This window comes from Oceanisphaera avium (genome assembly GCF_002157875.1).
GTDB lineage: Bacteria > Pseudomonadota > Gammaproteobacteria > Enterobacterales > Aeromonadaceae > Oceanimonas > Oceanimonas avium.
In genome coordinates, this window is sequence record NZ_CP021376.1 from 464,218 (window position 1) to 481,534 (window position 17,317).

At 46.5% G+C, this 17,317-nt stretch carries 15 protein-coding genes; 10 read left to right on the forward strand and 5 right to left on the reverse strand.

Annotation, left to right across the window (positions count from 1 at the left end; all coding sequences use genetic code 11):
• Positions 1-55: 55 nt before the first annotated feature.
• Positions 56-844: an NRDE family protein gene (locus tag CBP12_RS02155; protein WP_086962517.1), complete on the forward strand. Its 789-nt coding sequence runs from the start codon at positions 56-58 to the stop codon at positions 842-844.
• A 175-nt stretch (positions 845-1,019) separates the two neighbouring features.
• On the opposite strand, the gene CBP12_RS13640 is transcribed toward CBP12_RS02155, so the two are convergent.
• Both CBP12_RS13640 and CBP12_RS02160 read right to left on the reverse strand, forming a co-directional pair.
• Positions 1,020-1,151, reverse strand: coding sequence for a putative transporter small subunit (locus tag CBP12_RS13640; protein ID WP_232455117.1), 132 nt, complete (start codon positions 1,149-1,151; stop codon positions 1,020-1,022).
• 9 nt (positions 1,152-1,160) lie between these two features.
• Positions 1,161-2,858 carry a sodium:solute symporter family protein gene (locus CBP12_RS02160; RefSeq protein ID WP_232455118.1) on the reverse strand — a complete coding sequence of 566 codons (1,698 nt, stop codon included), beginning with the start codon at positions 2,856-2,858 and terminating at the stop codon, positions 1,161-1,163.
• A gap of 487 nt (positions 2,859-3,345) precedes the next feature.
• Between CBP12_RS02160 and purE the strand changes: the two genes are divergently transcribed.
• Together purE and purK are read left to right on the forward strand one after the other, a co-directional pair.
• On the forward strand, positions 3,346-3,840 hold the full coding sequence (purE, locus tag CBP12_RS02165; protein WP_086962519.1) for a 5-(carboxyamino)imidazole ribonucleotide mutase: 495 nt from the start codon (positions 3,346-3,348) through the stop codon (positions 3,838-3,840).
• Positions 3,837-4,904, forward strand: a complete 1,068-nt coding sequence (gene purK / locus CBP12_RS02170; protein WP_086962521.1) for a 5-(carboxyamino)imidazole ribonucleotide synthase — start codon at positions 3,837-3,839, stop codon at positions 4,902-4,904. Before purE ends, purK begins: the two co-directional genes overlap by 4 nt.
• Before the next feature lie 119 nt (positions 4,905-5,023).
• Here purK and CBP12_RS02175 read toward each other — a convergent pair whose 3' ends face one another.
• Complete coding sequence (locus tag CBP12_RS02175) at positions 5,024-5,245, reverse strand: hypothetical protein (RefSeq protein ID WP_086962523.1); 222 nt, start codon at positions 5,243-5,245, stop codon at positions 5,024-5,026.
• A gap of 268 nt (positions 5,246-5,513) precedes the next feature.
• Between CBP12_RS02175 and CBP12_RS02180 the strand changes: the two genes are divergently transcribed.
• Entirely contained in the window at positions 5,514-6,662 is a 1,149-nt protein-coding gene (locus CBP12_RS02180) for an efflux RND transporter periplasmic adaptor subunit (protein WP_086962524.1), read from the forward strand.
• Entirely contained in the window at positions 6,659-9,712 is a 3,054-nt protein-coding gene (locus CBP12_RS02185; RefSeq protein WP_086962526.1) for an efflux RND transporter permease subunit, read from the forward strand. The genes CBP12_RS02180 and CBP12_RS02185 overlap by 4 nt, the downstream gene beginning before the upstream one ends.
• Positions 9,713-9,864: 152 nt before the next feature.
• Here CBP12_RS02185 and CBP12_RS02190 read toward each other — a convergent pair whose 3' ends face one another.
• Both CBP12_RS02190 and CBP12_RS02195 read right to left on the reverse strand, forming a co-directional pair.
• Positions 9,865-11,682: an amidohydrolase gene (locus CBP12_RS02190; RefSeq protein ID WP_086962527.1), complete on the reverse strand. Its 1,818-nt coding sequence runs from the start codon at positions 11,680-11,682 to the stop codon at positions 9,865-9,867.
• A gap of 132 nt (positions 11,683-11,814) precedes the next feature.
• Positions 11,815-12,594 (reverse strand): AraC family transcriptional regulator, encoded by a 780-nt coding sequence (locus CBP12_RS02195; protein ID WP_086965300.1) that lies wholly within the window; start codon positions 12,592-12,594, stop codon positions 11,815-11,817.
• 210 nt (positions 12,595-12,804) lie between these two features.
• Between CBP12_RS02195 and CBP12_RS02200 the strand changes: the two genes are divergently transcribed.
• The 5 genes from CBP12_RS02200 to CBP12_RS02220 all read left to right on the forward strand — a co-directional run bounded on the left by CBP12_RS02200 (position 12,805) and on the right by CBP12_RS02220 (position 17,005).
• A complete protein-coding gene (locus CBP12_RS02200) occupies positions 12,805-13,776 on the forward strand; it encodes a bile acid:sodium symporter family protein (protein WP_198341879.1) in 972 nt (323 codons plus the stop codon).
• Positions 13,777-14,230: 454 nt separating this feature from the next.
• Positions 14,231-14,935 (forward strand): molecular chaperone OsmY, encoded by a 705-nt coding sequence (osmY, locus tag CBP12_RS02205; protein ID WP_086962531.1) that lies wholly within the window; start codon positions 14,231-14,233, stop codon positions 14,933-14,935.
• A gap of 112 nt (positions 14,936-15,047) precedes the next feature.
• Positions 15,048-15,209: a DUF1328 domain-containing protein gene (locus tag CBP12_RS02210; RefSeq protein ID WP_086962533.1), complete on the forward strand. Its 162-nt coding sequence runs from the start codon at positions 15,048-15,050 to the stop codon at positions 15,207-15,209.
• Positions 15,210-15,685: 476 nt separating this feature from the next.
• Complete coding sequence (gene cobO / locus CBP12_RS02215; protein WP_086962535.1) at positions 15,686-16,309, forward strand: cob(I)yrinic acid a,c-diamide adenosyltransferase; 624 nt, start codon at positions 15,686-15,688, stop codon at positions 16,307-16,309.
• A 177-nt stretch (positions 16,310-16,486) separates the two neighbouring features.
• Positions 16,487-17,005: a GlcG/HbpS family heme-binding protein gene (locus tag CBP12_RS02220; RefSeq protein ID WP_086962537.1), complete on the forward strand. Its 519-nt coding sequence runs from the start codon at positions 16,487-16,489 to the stop codon at positions 17,003-17,005.
• Positions 17,006-17,317: the final 312 nt, after the last annotated feature.

The window sequence follows — 17,317 nt, forward strand, 5'->3', positions numbered from 1 at the left end:
AATTAACGGCTAATTAGTATAGAGTGAGCCTTCAATCTTTATTAAGGAGCACTCGGTGTGTTTAATTGCGTTTTCTTGGCAGCCTGAACAAGGACGGCTGTTGTTATTAGCTAATCGTGATGAGTTTTATGCCAGACCCACACTTGCGGCTCATTGGTGGCCGGACTCGCCCAACATTTGGGCGGGGCGCGACCAACAAGCGGGGGGCACTTGGTTAGGGGTTAATCACAGCGGCCGGTTTGCAGCGCTCACCAATGTACGAGAAGCTCAGTTGCGGACCGGGCTGCGCAGTCGCGGTGAGCTAGTCAGTAATTTTTTAACCAGCCCCCTTAGCCCAGCGGCGTATTTACAACACGTATTACGCCAAGGCGAAGACTATGCCGGCTTTAACTTATTGTTAGGCGAGATGAACGAGCATCATAAGAGCGTAGGTGGCGTGAAAGCACAGCTTTGGTATGGCAGTAACCGAGTCGGCGGTGAAGCGCGATTATTAACGCCTGGTATTTATGGCTTATCAAATGCAAAACTTAATACACCGTGGCCGAAAGTGGTGCGCCTTAAGCAGGGGCTTAGCCAATTAAAGGAAGTTGATGAAAAAGCCGCCTTTGCTTTATTAGATGATAATCAGCCCGCTGATAAAGCAGACTTGCCCCATACGGGTGTGAGTGCTGAGCTTGAGTTATTACTTTCTAGTGCTTTTATTCAGAGCGCTGAATACGGCACACGGGCGCAGACTTTACTTCATATTGAAGAGGGACATTTGACTATGCTTGAGCGCAGCCGAGGGGCACAGACACAATTACTCAGTACTCAACGTTTGCAGCTTAAGCTTGCGCCTTGCTAATGCATTTTTAATGCTGCTGCAATAGCTAGGCTTACCCACAGCTAAAAAGGGGATTTTTTAGTCAGGCGATATTAAGAATTTTAGTGCGTGGCACCCAGATAAAAAGGTATGAATCATTAAAAAATAAGGCGAGCTCTAAGCTCGCCTTATTATTAAATTTACAAAACTAAAAAAACTACACCAAATTACGCTTTTCTTGCTTTGCTTTTTGCACGTCTTTTAATACTGCGCGACACAGCACCACTAATACCCAGAGGGTGAGTGCTGGCCAAACTAAGATATAAGCGCCTAATATAAATTCGTTCATAATAACTCCTTAGCTATTAGCTTGGCTTGATGAGTGAGCATGAGCAGGACGCAAGCCTTGCTTTACCTTAGGCAGTACTTCATTACGCGTATCATAATGGCTAACGCGCTCATTGATTAAATCAAAATCAAAGCGTTCTTTATTAAATAAGCTCACACCGACACAGACTAAGGTACTGGCGCCGTAAGCCACCAGAGATGAGAGTAATACCGTATACTCACGTAAGAATCCGGTCGCATAGTAGGTCATGGCCAGTGCCGCTAAGGTGCCGGCAATAAAGCCTGCCCACTTACCAAAAAAGCCAAACGCCATCAGTCCAATCACTACCCCAGCCCCAATGCAGGCAAGTAATTCAAAACTTAAGCCAATGGCGCCGTCCATGGGTAATAGGCTAGAGCGTGCTAATAAGAATAAAACTAAGCCCACGACCACAGCACTGGTAAAGGCAAAGTTAGTAATTTTATCCCAGTAACAGCTGGCGATAACTGGAAATACAATGGCTCCCCATAGCGCGCCGACAAATACCAGCATCACTAAAATATCAAATGAATAACTGGCTAAAATAATACCAATCATGGTGGCGGCAACCATGGTTAAGCGACCAATAAATAGCATGCGCTTAGGATCCACTTTGCCTTTAGCTAAGTTTTTACCGTAAATATCGGCCATAACAATGGCAGATAAGGCAGATAAGTCAGAGTCAGCGGTAGAGGATAAGGAGCCAATGACTAGGATAAAGAATAAACCGATGAAAAAGGGTGGCAAATAAGAAGAAACCATTTGCGGGATCAAATTATTATTTACGCCATTTAAAGGCTCTACGCCCAAGGTCAGCGCCATTAAGCCAATCATGCCCAAGCCAATCACGATGGCGCCATACCCAAGCGTGGCGGTAACAAACGTGGATTTAATGTGTTTTTCGTTAACGGCAAATAAACGCTGAGAAATGGTTTGGTTACCTATGGCATAGGCGAGAACTGCAATAAAAAACGGGGCCCCTTGGTTTAAAATGGCGTCGGTCGAGAAAAAGTCGACTTGCTGAGCACTCATGTTTTTAAAACCATCGAGCATGACGCTTGGGCCGCCCATCGCAAACAGCACCGCGGGAATAATAACAATCGCAATGCCCATTAAGGCAATGAGTTGTGCAAAATCGGTAAAGACTGAAGCTCTAAAACCCGACCACAGTGTGTAACTCAATACGCCAACGCCGGCGATAACGATACCCGTTTGAAATGACAGCGGTGATAATACCGCGACCAAAGCACCGGCGGCGGTAAAGTTCACCATCAAACTGATAATACTGCCTAAGACATTAGAGAAGGCTAAAATAAGTTGGCTTGAAGAGCCGTGACGAGCATGAATGAGCTCACCTAGCGTATGCGCCTTAGGCGCTAAATTTCTAAAGCGTCGACCGAAGGGATAGATAAATAAAATCATCAAAGCGCCCCATAAGCCATAATGTAAAGGGCCCGAAATCCCGTATTCATAGCCAGAGGTGGCCGCTGCATAAAAAGAGGCGGCCCAGATCCAGGTCGCCGTCATGCTGGCTGCACCCATGCCATAGCCAATACGCTGGTTAGACACCATAAAGGCATCGGCGTCTTCTTGTTCTTCTTTAATGAGGGTGGTTAAAAAGTAAGTGCCACCGTAAAAGGCGGCCAGCAACACCAAGACAGTGATGCTAGAAAATTGATAGAGTTCCAAAATCCTCTCCAAAACTTGAGCGAGTAAGTACTCGGCAATAGCAAGGCAAACCCCAGCTTACAGTAGGTAAAACACTGTAAAACGAGTTTGATTAGATGACTTGGCTGGCGACAACGGACGCGAACAAGCCCTAAAGAAGGACGGTGTTTAAAAAGCAAAACGAGAGACGTTGACGATAGCCGAGTGATGTGTGGTTGACGACACTGAAGGTCGTAACTTAGGGTAAAGCTTCGATGGCACCCATCATAGGTGAAACACCTCCTGTGACAGCGTTTAATTATGCGTCTGAAATGCATTAAACTTTAAATATCAGCGCATACCTTAACTCCAAGTTCAGGTTTTGTCTAGCCTCGGACAGAATCCGTCTTAGGTGACTAGCCGTAAATCGGCGAGTTAGCTATAATTGCGCACCCCCAGATCCACCGAATAACGTAGCGTGTTTGGCCTAAGGCTTGCGCACTTAATTTCGTGTTAACCAGGAGTAGTCATGCAAGCAAAAGTTGCCGTCATCATGGGCTCAAAAAGTGATTGGCCCACCATGGAAGGCGCCACACAGATTATGGATATATTACAGGTGCCTTATGAAGTGGAAGTGGTGTCGGCGCACCGCACGCCCGATCGCCTCATGAGTTTTGGCGAACAAGCAGTGGAGCGCGGTTTTGAAGTGTTGATTGCCGGCGCCGGTGGTGCGGCGCATTTACCGGGCATGTTGGCTGCTAAAACTCGCTTGCCCGTGTTGGGCGTGCCCGTACAAAGCCGCGCATTAAATGGCATGGACAGCTTATTGTCGATTGCCCAAATGCCCAAAGGCGTGGCTGTAGGAACCATGGCCATCGGCGAAGCAGGTGCATTTAATGCCGGTTTACTAGCGTGCCAAATTTTGGCGAATAACGACTCAGCATTAGCCGAGCGTCTTGAGGCCTTTCGCCAAGCACAAACCGCCACTGTGTTAGCTAACCCTGACCCAAGGAGTGCAGAATGAGCCGGATTTGGGTATTAGGTGCTGGCCAACTGGGCCAAATGTTAAAGCATGCAGGTATGCCGCTTAACTTAGATGTGCAAGCCATAGACATAGAGTCACAAGAAACATTGCCGCTACAAGCCCATGAACAAGTGACTGCCGAACGTGAACAATGGCCCGATACAGTTGCCACACGCCAATTAGCCAGTCATGGCGCTTTTGTTAACTTGCAGACATTCCCGCGCTTAGCGGATCGTTTTAGCCAAAAATCAATTATCGACCAACTAGACTTAGCCACTGCCCCTTGGCAGTTAGTGGACAGTAATACTAGCGCCGAAGGTCTCCATGAAAAATTAGGTGAGCGTGTCCTGCTTAAACAACGCACCGGGGGTTATGATGGTCGTGGCCAGCATTGGTTACGCGAACCAGGACGGGACGCTGTGCCGGATGGTTGGCATGAGATGTGTATTGCCGAACAAGCTATCGACTTTGATGAAGAAATGTCGGTGGTAGGGATGCGCACCCGTGAAGGAGAATGTTTTTTCTATCCCTTAACGCTTAACTTACATGTCGATGGTATTTTGCTGGGCTCGGTGGCACCGCTGCCCCGACTGGGTCACTTGCAAGAAAAAGCCGAGCAAATGCTAGCTAAACTTATGAACCACTTAGATTATGTGGGCGTCATGGCCATGGAATGCTTTAGGCTTGGCGATACGTTACTGGTGAATGAGCTCGCTCCTCGAGTGCATAACAGTGGGCATTGGACTCAAGCCGGCGCCAATATAAGTCAGTTTGAAGCCCATTTGCGGGCGGTAGCTAGCTTGCCGCTAGTGCAACCTACCGTAAAAAATACCAGTGTTATGGTTAACTTAGTGGGTGTGGACTATCAAACAACATGGCTCAGTGTGCCGGGTGCAGAGGTGTATTGGTATGGCAAAGACGTACGACCGGGTCGTAAAGTGGGCCACATTAACTTTTGCCTGACGAGCGGTGGTGAAACTAAGCGCGCGCTTGATCAGTTACAACCCCTACTGCCAGCAATGTATGGAGAAGTACTAGATTGGTTACGCAGCCAGCTGGATTAACCTAGTCGACAAAAGCCTATAAAAAAAAGCCCCAAGCAGACACACTGCTTGGGGCTTTTTTAATAAGCTTAAATAAGAGAGTCAGATGTGATTGGCGCTCTCACCTCTCACATTTGGCTTTAAACCAAAGGCTGGCCCATTTTATCTTGCGCGATGAGGCGCACCACATAGGCGAGCTTAAATAAAGCGGCACTGATCACCAGCGTAATGTGCATAAACACCGTCATGCCTAAGGTTACTTTTTCTTCTTGTAAATAAGCAATGCTCAAGGCGCCACAGGCCACCACTAAAAAGATCACCATAGCGATGTTAGCTACGCGCAGTAATTGAGTATGACTCATAATGTGCACTCCAAATACCAGTTACGAGCATCCTATGCCTATCTAACTCTTGAGTCAAGAATTTATGTGACCTTTAAATAAAACTTTGCTTTGATATAGATCATAAAGAAGACGGCTAATTATCTTTAGTCATTAATAACCTATGCCACTGGCTAACCGGGGGACTCTCTTCAAGCTGTGAGCAGAGTATGAGAACGAGGGCATAGTGTTGTTCCACTTGGCTCTATATTGCTATGCTGGAATATTATTAATCATTGAGGAAGTGGTGATGGCGCCCTCCAAAGCAGGCTCATGGTTAGCTAGCCATAAAAAATTAACATGGTGCGTCGTCATCATTATGTTGCTGATGTTGTGGTGGTGGCGCGGTGACCTACAACAAGCCCAAACTAATGTGCCTCCAGTGCGCCCAGGCAATGAAACACGCGACGCCTTTGTCGTACAAGCCAAGGTCATTAAGGCGCAGCCGTATCAAGAAAATATGGTTGTTCAAGGTAAGCTTATCCCCATATATAGCGTAACTATGCGTGCTCAAGTTAGCGGTACAGTGCAACAACGTGAGCAACTTGGGCAAAGCGTTAGCCACGATCAGGTGCTAATTACACTCAGTGATGAAGGGCGAAGCGCTAGCCTTAAACAGGCGCAAGCAGACTTAGCGCTTCGCCAAGCAGAAGCCAGTGCAGGGGCTCGCTTACGTGCTAAACAGCATATTTCTCAAACTCAGCTCTTAACCCTTAAAGCAGAGGCAGCGGCGGCGCAAGCAACCCTAACCAATGCTCAATTAGCGCTAAAACACAGCCAAATTCGAGCGCCATTTGCCGCTAAAATAGACAATTTAGCGGTAGAGGTGGGGGATTTTGTACAAGTGGGGGAGGAGTTATTAACCTTAGTGGATACCCGTCGCCTTAAACTTAATGCGTCAGTGTCTTCGCAAGAAGTGACTAAGTTAAGTGAAGGTTTGCCGGTGCGGGTGAGGTTATTAGATGGTCGCGAGCTACAAGGTAAGCTGGGTTTTATTGCGCAAGCGGCAGATGAGCAAACTCGCAGTTTTGCGTTAGAAGCTGAGATAGATAATCCACTGGGTTGGCGCGTTGCCGGCGCCAGTGCAGGCTTACATATTAGCCTACCGATAGAAGAAGCGATGCGTCTCTCGCCGGCATTACTTGCCCTAAATGACCTGAGTCAACTTGGAGTATATATCTTAGATGAACAAGATCGTATGCATTGGCAGCAGGTGGAATTATTAAGCATTACCCCAGAGGCGGCGTGGGTGAGTGGTTTGGGTACACAGGCGCGAGTGGTAACGCGAGGCGCAGATTTTGTGACCACAGATACACCACTTAAGGTGAAAATGTTAGAAGAGGCAACGCCTGTTAAAAATACCGCTCCTCTCGCCAGCCCTGAGGAGCCGCGCCCATGAAGGGGGTTATTCGCGGAGCGGTAGAGCGCAGTCGTGCCACTTTAATGGCCTTTATCTTTTTACTCATCGGCGGCGCTGTGGCTTATCAAGCGATCCCCAAAGAAGCAAATCCCGATGTGACCATACCCATGATGTATGTCTCTTTATCACTAGAGGGGATTAGTCCTGAGGATGCCGAGCGCTTATTAGTGAGGCCGATGGAACAAGAGCTGCGCACTCTTGCGGGCATTAAAAAAATGACCTCGACTGCCAGTGAAGGGCACGCGTCGGTGATGTTGGAGTTTGATGCCGGTTTTGACCCCAAGCTTGCCTTACAAGATGTGCGAGAAAAGGTAGACACGGCTCGTAATAAAATACCTCAAGAAGCAGATGAGCCGGAAGTTCATGAAATTAATGTGTCGTTATTTCCGGTGTTGTCGGTCGCGCTCTCGGGGCCGTTATCTGAAACAGAATTAGTAATGATAGCGCGCCGTCTTAAGGATGAAATAGAAGGCGTTAGCCAAGTACTCGAAGTTGATATTGGCGGAGACCGAGAAGATCTATTAGAAATAATTGTCGATCCCCAAGTACTCGACACCTATGGCATTGATTATGGCGTGCTATTTAATTTAGTGTCGAGTAATAACCGACTCGTGGCGGCGGGCAGCTTAGATACGGGAGCGGGGCGCCTAGCGATTAAGGTACCGGGCGTTATTGAAGACCTCGATGATGTGCTAGGGATGCCCGTTAAGGTTAATGGTGATCAAGTGGTCACCTTTGCGGATGTGGCCACCATTCGGCGCAGCTTTAAAGAGCCAGCAGGCTTTGCCCGCATTAATGATAATCCCGGCGTGGTATTAGAGGTGAGTAAACGCGCGGGTGCCAATATTATAGACACCATTGAAGAAGTAAAAGCGCTGTTAGAGGAGGCAAAGCCGCGCTTACCCAGTGGCGTAGAGATTGATTACATTATGGATCAATCCCATCAAGTAGAATCGCTACTGGCTGATTTATTAAATAATGTAGTCACCGCCGTAGTATTGGTGTTAATTCTTATTTTACTCGCCATGGGTTTGCGCTCCGCAGTGATGGTAGGACTGACTATTCCTGGCGCGTTTTTATCTGGCATCTTAGTGATCTGGGCCATTGGCTTTACCATGAATATTATCGTGCTCTTTGGCCTAATTCTGGTAGCGGGAATGTTAGTTGATGGCGCCATTGTGGTCAGTGAGTTAGCAGATCGCAATTTGCACGAAGGGCAATCGCCAAAGCAGGCTTGGATTAATGCCGCCCAGCGCATGAGCTGGCCGGTTATTTCATCTACCGCCACCACCTTAGCCGTATTTGTGCCTTTATTATTTTGGCCAGGCGTAGTGGGTGAGTTTATGAAATACCTGCCTGCCACCGTGATTATTTGTTTATTGGCGTCTTTGGTAATGGCGCTGGTTTTTTTACCTACTATGGGCAGCTTAGCTAAAGCCCGGCCTCCTCAAGAAGCGGTGAATGTGCCCGGTAGTGCGCACTATCGCTCATTACTCTCTTGGTTATTACGCCGTCCTTTAACCAGTTTGCTCACTACCTTACTCTTGGTAGTGGTGGTGTATGCGGGTTATGCGCAGTTTAATCATGGCGTCGAATTTTTCCCTGATATTGAACCCGACAGTGCCCAGCTTCAAGTGCGCGCGCGCGGTGATTTATCGGTATATGAAAAAGATGCGCTATTACAACAAGTAGAGGCCAGATTACAAAATTTAAGTGAGGTTAACGCCGTGTATGCGCGAAGCTTTGCTATGAGTGATGGCCAAATGGGCAGTGACGTGATTGGTGTATTGCAGTTTCAGTTTACAGATTGGTTTGAACGCCGCCCAGTCACCGCCATTAAAGATACTATGCTGTCGTTGGCAGATGATATTCCAGGCATTATCTTAGACTTTAGACAACAGCAAATGGGCCCTACTAGTGGCAAGCCCGTGGAGCTGCGCCTTCGTGGCCTTGATGATACGGCGCTTAATAACGCCACCGTTATGCTACGTAATGCCATGGCAGAGCTAGGCGGCTTTAGTGATGTGGAAGATGATCGCAGTTTGCCAGGGATTGAATGGCGCCTAACGGTAGACCGTGAAGCCGCTGCGCGCCTTGGCGCCGATGTGGTCAGTGTGGGCAATGCGGTACAACTTGTCACTAATGGCTTAAACTTAGCCACTTTTAGACCCGATGATGCGAATGATGAAGTTGATATCCGTATTCGTCTGCCGGCAAGTTTTCGCTCATTTGATCAGCTTTCACGCTTAACGCTACATACCGACCGTGGCCAAGTGCCTTTGAGTCACTTTGTGAGCGTAGCGCCTGCGCCCAAAGTGGGTACCCTACATCGAGTAAATGGCAAGCGCACCATTACCTTACAAGCAGACATAGTCCAAGGCTTTCAACTCGATGAGCGCTTAAATGCACTGCGCCTTAACGTGCCTGCTTTACCTGAGGGAGTAAGCTTAGCGGTGGCAGGAGAAGATGCAGATCAAAAAGAAGCAGGCCAGTTTTTAATAGCCGCCTTTGGAGTGGCCCTTTTTTTGATGACGCTAATTTTAGTGATTCAATTTAATAGTCTTTATCAAACTGGATTAGTACTTTCAGCCATTATATTTTCTACCGCTGGGGTGTTATTAGGGCTACTGCTTAATGGGCAATCTTTTGGCATTGTGATGGTGGGCATGGGCATTATTGCGCTGGCCGGCATAGTGGTAAATAACAATATTGTATTAATTGATACCTTTAACCAATTACGCCAAGAAGGCATGAGCCCCCATGAGGCGGCGTTAGAAACCGGCTGTTTACGCTTGCGCCCCGTGTTATTAACGGCTATCACCACAGTGTTAGGCTTAATGCCCATGGTATTGGGCGTAAATGTAGACTTAATTGGTTTAAATCTCGGCTTGGGCGCGCCCTCTACGCAGTGGTGGACGCAACTTTCTAGTGCTATTGCTGGCGGTTTAGTCTTTGCCACCTTACTCACCTTGCTGTTAACGCCTTGTATGTTAGTACTAGGACACAAGAAAGCTATTAACAGTAAGTAGGGATCGTGACGAGTGGCAGTGACTAACTGAGTGTGAAGGCTAAGAGCTGGGGAAAATTAACATAGATCCTAAGATGTCTTTGCACAGCGCATAAAAAAAGCACCTCGCCTTGTAGGCTGGGTGCTTAGTCTTTTCTAGCTTAGGGCGAGCACTTAAAGAGCAGTTTCTTCGCTAAGCTTTGGATAAATAGTACGGCCTTCTTTAATGGTTGCTACTACCTTGATTTCACGCACGGCATCAACCCCGACTTTAAGTGGATTTTTATCTAGCACCACAAAGTCTGCTAGTAACCCGGCTTGTAGCTTACCTTTGCGCGCTTCTTCAAATACTTGATAAGCAGGGCCAGTCGTCATGGCCTGTAGCGCTTGGTAGGCTGTTACCCGCTCTGGCTCTCCTAGAATTGTCCCGCCGCGGGTTTCTCGCGCCATGGCACTCCACATAACAAAGAAGGGATCGAGAGGGGTAACATTAAAGTCAGTATGATTAGAAACCACTAAGTTTTTATTAATGGCTGAGGTGAGCGGGCTAATAAAACTGGCTTTCTCAAGACCAAGGTTTTCAATGTGCACATCGCCCCAAAAATAGGTGTGATTAGTAAAATAGGAAGGAGTAATACCTAAGCGTACATAGTCATCGAGTTGCTCTGGACGCTGAAATTGTGAGTGTATTACTACGGTACGCGCGTCATCGGCGGCGGTGATGCCTGCGGCCTCCACGGCGTTAATGGCTTCATCAATAGTGGCATCGCCATTAGCATGAATAAAGACTTGCACGTTGTTGTCTAAAGCCTTGGTGACTAACGCGGCAAAATCTTTATAAGGCAGCGTGGTTTGGCCGCGCCAGTCTTGCTCACCATTTGGCCCGCCTGTTAAGTAAGGCTGACTCATAAAAGCAGTTTTCCCTTGCGGCGAGCCATCTTGAGTAATTTTAAGCCCCTGAAGCTTAATACCATCTTGATAGTGACCTAACGAGTAGCGCGGTTTATCTAGCCAATCTGCAAACTCGGTAAAGCTTAACAGCGAGACGATATCTAAATAAACTCGCTTTTGCGCGGCCGCTTTCATTAAAAAATCCACATCCGCCAAGTGACTAAAGCCTTCTTGCGCATGAGTGTAGCCTTGGCTGGCATACATTTGCTGGGCGGCGTCGATTAATGCCAGTTGCTGTGCTTCATCAGCTTTAGGTAAGTTGGCAAATACCGGTAAATACGCGGTTTCCATGACTAAACCGGCCGGCTCATTACTGTTAGGTAAACGTGCAATAATACCGCCCTCTGGGGTAGGAGTGCTGGCATCGATTCCTGCCCACGCTAAAGCTTGAGAGTTTAAAACCCCGCCGTGGCCAGATACATGGATCAGTAATACTTTATAATCAGCAAAGCGCGCATCTAGATCGTCTTTAGTAATAGATCGCTGCTCAGCCAGTGCGCCGTGATCATAGCCCCAGCCAATCAGCCAACCGCCAGGTTCTATCTGCTTAGTTTGCTGAAAATCGGCCAACTGGTTAAGTAGACTTTCTATATCTGTGACTTTGCCCACCGGCGGGCTCGCCACATTCGCCTGATTAACCATATTAAGGGCAAACATAAAATGGCTATGCGCATCAATAAAGCCTGGCAGTAAAGTTTTGCCCTGTAAGTCGACAATTTTAGTATCAGGCCCTTGGTAGGGCTGTAGCGCTTGGTGAGTGCCCAGTGCTTGAATGAGGTTGCCTTTCACCGCCAGTGTCTCTACATACTGAGGACTTGTGCCTTGCATGGTGAGAATATCACCGTTGGTGTAAAGCGTATCCGCATAGAGAAAGGGCAGTTGCGCACTATTAATATGAATATGGGCATGAGGCGTTGGTGGCGTACCCGCTTGGGGAGCAAATGCAAATACCGACGCACTAGCGGTAAGTAAGAAGCCGCGCCAACTGAGTTTTAATACAGAGCTTAGAATATATTGAGTTTTGCTTACGCAAGAGATCATATCATGTCCTTTGATATTAATACCGAAGCGGCTTAATCAACGTTAATGGCATTTAGCGTTTGGCACAAGCAAAACCTAGCATAATAACAAAGGGTAAATAATGAATGCTTAGTCGCAATAAAGCAGGGCTGTTTAAACATTAAGATAATCGCCTGGGGAGCGACCCAGCAGACTTTTAAAAGCGGCAATAAATGCCGACAAACTATCATAGCCACAGGCCAGGGCGACATCGGTTACGCGCTCTCCTGCTTCTAATAAAGGAAGTGCAGCTAATAAACGACTACGTTGGCGCCAATGTCGAAAACTAAGGCCGGTGTCTTGTTTAAATGCTCGGCTGAGGGTTTTTTCACTGATCTGTAACTGCGTACTAAAGTGGGACAGCGGCAGTCGACAATCGGCATGCTGGGCTAAATAATGGCACAACTCACTTAAGCGCGGATCTTGGGGCCAAGGCAGCATTAAATCACTCACCTTGGCTTGAGCGAGTCTATCTAAGAGTACTGCCACTAAACGGCCCTCACTGCCATGTTGATCATACTCCACGGGGAATAGACTAAAGGCGACAATTAGCTCTCGTAATAAAGGGTCTATTTCTAATACTTGGCAGTGTTGCCAAGTTAGTTGCTCAGCGCTGATATAAAGACTGCGGATCACGGTAGCCGGTGGACAATGTACGCCATGTTCAATACCCGGGGGAATTAATACGGCGCGGGTGGGTGGGGCCACAAATTGACCGTCTTGGGTATTAACCGTGACGACCCCTTTTAGAGCATAAGAAAGTTGCGCCCAAGGATGGCGATGAGGCGTACCAATAGCATGATTGGGTAAAGAGACGACTTGCCCTAATAGCGGGCGAGGCAAAGTATTTAGCGCTGCTAACTGGGTTAATAACTGTTGTTGAGAGATGTGCATCACTAAATAATGCAAAAGCCGCGCTCATATAACAAGCTTTGGCAGCTAAAAAGCATAGCGCACCCGTGAAGGCCCGCTCATCTTACTTTTAAGTTGAATTTGTCCTTTAAACGACACTTGTTGCTCTAATGGCGATAAACAGCGAGTCGCTTTTACGTTACAGTGCGTGTCTATTTCTATGGGAGACGCACTATGTTTGGCTATTTACGCCTGCTCTTTGATAATTTTACCTTAATTTTATTAGCGGTCGTCGCCGCCGCCACCTTGTTCCCTGCCCAAGGGCAGGGGGCGGTCTTTTTTGATGGCCTGACAGTAGCGGCGATTGCCTTATTGTTTTTTATGCATGGCGCTAAACTCTCTCGCCAAGCCATTATTGCCGGCATGATGCATTGGCGCTTACACAGCTTAGTATTTGCCTGTACGTTTATTATGTTTCCTATTATTGGTGTATTAGCCAAACCCATTTTAATACCGCTGATTGGCGATAAGCTATATATGGGCATGCTATTTTTATGTGTATTACCCGGCACAGTGCAATCGGCTATTGCCTTTACGGCTTTAGCTAAGGGTAATGTTCCGGCGGCGGTGTGCAGTGCTTCTGCCTCTAGTATTATCGGTATTTTGCTGACTCCTTTATTAGTCGCGTTATTAATGCAAGTGGATGCCAGTGAAGGGCCGTCTGCTTTGCACTCAATTGGTTCCATTAGCATGCAACTGTTATTACCTTTTGTGGTAGGGCATGGTATGCGGCCTTTGATTGGGAACTGGGTTGATAACCATAAAAAAAGCTTAAGCAGACTCGACCAAACTTCTATCTTATTAGTGGTCTATACCGCGCTAAGTGCTTCCGTAGTGGAAGGCTTATGGAATACGGTGTTACCTAAAACATTGTTAAGTCTAACCTTAGTGTGCTGTGTGCTACTGGCCATCGTTTTATGGTTAACCGCTTGGCTAGGCGCGCATTTGGGCTTTAATAGAGAAGATAGGATTACTATTGTCTTTTGTGGCTCTAAAAAAAGCATGGCGACGGGGGTACCCATGGCGCAGGTATTATTTGCCGGACCTTTGTTAGGGCCTGCGTTATTACCATTAATTATTTTTCACCAAATCCAACTTATGGTGTGTGCGGTATTAGCTCAACATTATGCACGACAAGAGCAAGCCCTTAGTGCGAGCAATTAAATAACGCTAATTAATATTTAACTTATATAAGGCGTAAGCAGGATGTGCTTACGCCTTATATTTTGCTTAACACTATGCTTAAGCCACAGATAGTGATTAATAATTTTGTGAGTTTTATATTAAACAGGGCAGAAAGTTTATCTTTATTAAAAAATTAACAATTTAAACATCATCATAACTTAGCGAGCTTAAGAGTTTGTCGCATTATTGCTCTCTTTGCTAAGCGTTTGTTTTTAAATGAGTTGTTATCATTTGAGTCTAGACGTAATGCTGTTTAAGTAAGTGGGTGTAGTGTTTTATGCTAGTAGGAAAGGTGTTTTTTATTGAATTAAGCCCTTGCAACCCTAAAAAAGCTAGGCTAGAAATATAAGGGCAGTCACGAGAAATTATTTAAAATTCTTTTATCTGCATATTTATAAAACAGTGTTCAAATCGCAACGAGAGGAAAAGAACGATGAAAAAAGTAACATTTTCACATTCGATGATAGCAGTTGTGTTGAGCTCCGTTTTAGCCGGCGGTAGTGCTTTTGCTGCAGATGCCACAGACCCTAACGGTAGTATGATGTCTACTAAGAAAGAGAATGCGGCTGAACACGAAAACCACACCATAAATAACGCTGCTAATTCTACAAAAGATGCAGCGCGCACTACAAAAGAAAACGCGGCTGACTCTGCAAGAGAGGCAGCTCACTCCACCAAAGAAACGGCCAATGACGGTATTATCACTACTAAAGTGAAAGCCGAGTTGGTTCAAGCGGATGCTATTAAGAGCGGTGATATCTCAGTTGAAACAGAAAACGGCGTAGTGACCTTATCCGGCTTTGTGGAGAGCCAAGAGCAAATTAAGCACGCGGTCGAGGTAGCAGGTAAGGTTGAAGGTGTAGCTTCTGTTAATGACAAGCTTAATGTTAAAGACAATGCCGACCAAAGCCTTAAAGAGTATGCCGACGACGCTATGATCACCAGTGCAGTTAAAGCCAAGTTCTTAGCTGATGATGTAGTGCCAGGCTTAAGTGTTTCAGTAGAAACTCAAGACGGCGTAGTCCAGCTCACGGGCGATGTTGAAAGCCAAGAGCAAGTGACTCAAGCTGAAAATGTCGCCAAAGGCGTTGATGGCGTACAAAGCGTTAAAAACGACTTAGTTATTAAAAAGAAATAATATTGCACTCAGGCTGAGCTGGCTATTGGCAGCGAGCTCAGCCACAGTTAACTAGGTTTTGTCTGCTATATTAAACACATTACGCACTTCCACTCGAGTTAAGGAGCACTTTATGTTTCGTTGGGGCATTATTTTTCTAGTGATAGCACTGATCGCCGGTGCGTTAGGCTTCGGTGGTATGGCGGGTACAGCTGCTTGGGCTGCAAAACTGGTCTTTGTAGTGGGTATTATTATATTTATTATTAGCTTAATTACTGGGCGTCGCGCCCCCTGAGTAAATTAGACTCAGGTTTATGCTTGCCACTGGGCTGCTTAACTAAAGCCCTTTAGTGATAACAGACGGCAAGCTAAGTGGTAACTGATTACCCTTCTACTAATAGCGAGACTTGGTCTCGCTATTATCGTAATGGCCGCTCGCTCAGAGCAAGCCGCGCTTATTATTTGCATACATTAAGCGCGTGTTATTGAATAACACTTCTTAGGCACCCCGCCCATTATTTATGCTTCAGCTCGCCTCGAGTGCACTTTTAATACCTATTTAGCCTAACGAGCGGTGCACTCGTGCCTTTGACGCTGTTATTTATGCGGGTAGTAAAATAATTTTTATAGCCAGCTAAGAAGTCCCGTTAGGCTTATATCTTTGGGTTGAGCCGTGCTTAGAGGTTAATTGTGCTGTTAGTCGTTATGTTAATATCCTAGGCTCGGGCTTTATTAACCGCTTACAGATTAATTTTTATAAAAAGGGATGCCATGACTCATCATCAAGATAACAGTAAAGAGGACGTTAAAAATGAGCGCCATCAACAACGCCAGCAAAAATTAAAAGACGCCGTGGAGACAAAAGTAGCCAGTGCTCAAGAGGAGCGCGGCGTACTGATGATCATTACTGGTAATGGTAAAGGGAAGAGTACCGCAGGATTTGGAACTTTAACACGCGCCCTAGGCCACGGTAAGCGAGCAGCTGCGGTGCAATTTATTAAGGGGGGCTGGGAATGTGGCGAGCGTAATGTGCTACAAAAGCTGGGCGTTGATTTTGCTATTATGAATACCGGTTTTACTTGGGATACCCAAGACCGTGTGCAAGATACCTTGGCCTGTGAGCAAACTTGGTGTGTGGCTGAAAAAATGCTGGCTGATGCTGAGCTCGATATTGTGCTACTGGATGAGCTGACTTATATGGTGGCTTATCATTATTTAGCGGTGGAGCGGGTTGTGAGCGCCCTAAAAAACCGACCCGCACACCAACATGTCATTATTACTGGACGAGGCTGCCACCGCGCTTTGCTGGAGTTAGCCGATACAGTAAGTGAAGTACAATCTATTAAGCATGCCTTTGAGGCAGGCGTTAAAGCCCAAGCGGGATTTGATTATTAACAGCGGATGTAAAAGTGTGGCTTTATTACGAAAACGTCATCCATAAGTCATCGGTTTGAGCGAATGAAACAGGCAAGATAAGGCATTACAAGAAGTACTGAGCAAGAATGCGCTTAGTAAGAAAGTGCTTTAGTTATTTCATTTTATTTCTTAACTGCTTAATGGAGAGTATTTAATATGGTTTTTCGTCCTTGCCTCATCGCTGTCGCCTTATGTAGTGCTTGTGTATTGAACTCGGCCTTTGCCGCACCTGCTGCTGTAGTTCAAGGCGTGGCACAAAGAGCGGATGTTACATTGGAGCTCGCCAATCAACTGCTTAATGCCACGCTAGCGGCTTGTCATAAGCAAGGCTTAACTGGGGTCGCGGCTGTGGTAGACCGCGGTGGTAACTTAGTGGCCTTGCAGCGTGATGATAATGTCGGCCCACATAATACGCTAGCCGCACAGCGTAAAGCATTTACTGCTTTATCGACCAAAACGACTAGCCGAGAATTGTCTGAGCGAGCGCGAAGTAATAAGGACTCACAAAACCTTAATACGCTAGATGAGCTCTTGTTGCTTGGCGGTGGGGTGCCACTGAAAATAAATAATCAAGTGATAGGAGCCATTGGTGTGGCCGGAGCGGGAGGGGCTGAAACTGATGAGGGGTGTGCGCTTGAGGCCATTAGTCAGTTATTGCCCACCGCTAAGGAATAGTCGCTGTTTTTATGAGCGTCCATTTTTTAACGATAAGCAAGAAGGGCTACGCTGATATCTTGAGCACAGATTAATGAAAGCCAGCTCGCTTAGCGCTGGCTTTGTCGATGGTAGGCACTTTTATTTTGTAACATAATTCACAACAACCCCGCGGTCGTGAGAGTGTATTATTCTGCTGATTTCGGTTAATTTATCAAAACTATCAAATATTTAGCGAACAGCTTAGCATTTTAAACTGCTCAGCCTCGAATTATGCAAAAAATGTTGTAAAATTGCCATAATAAGCACCGATATGTAGTTTTTTTGCATAGA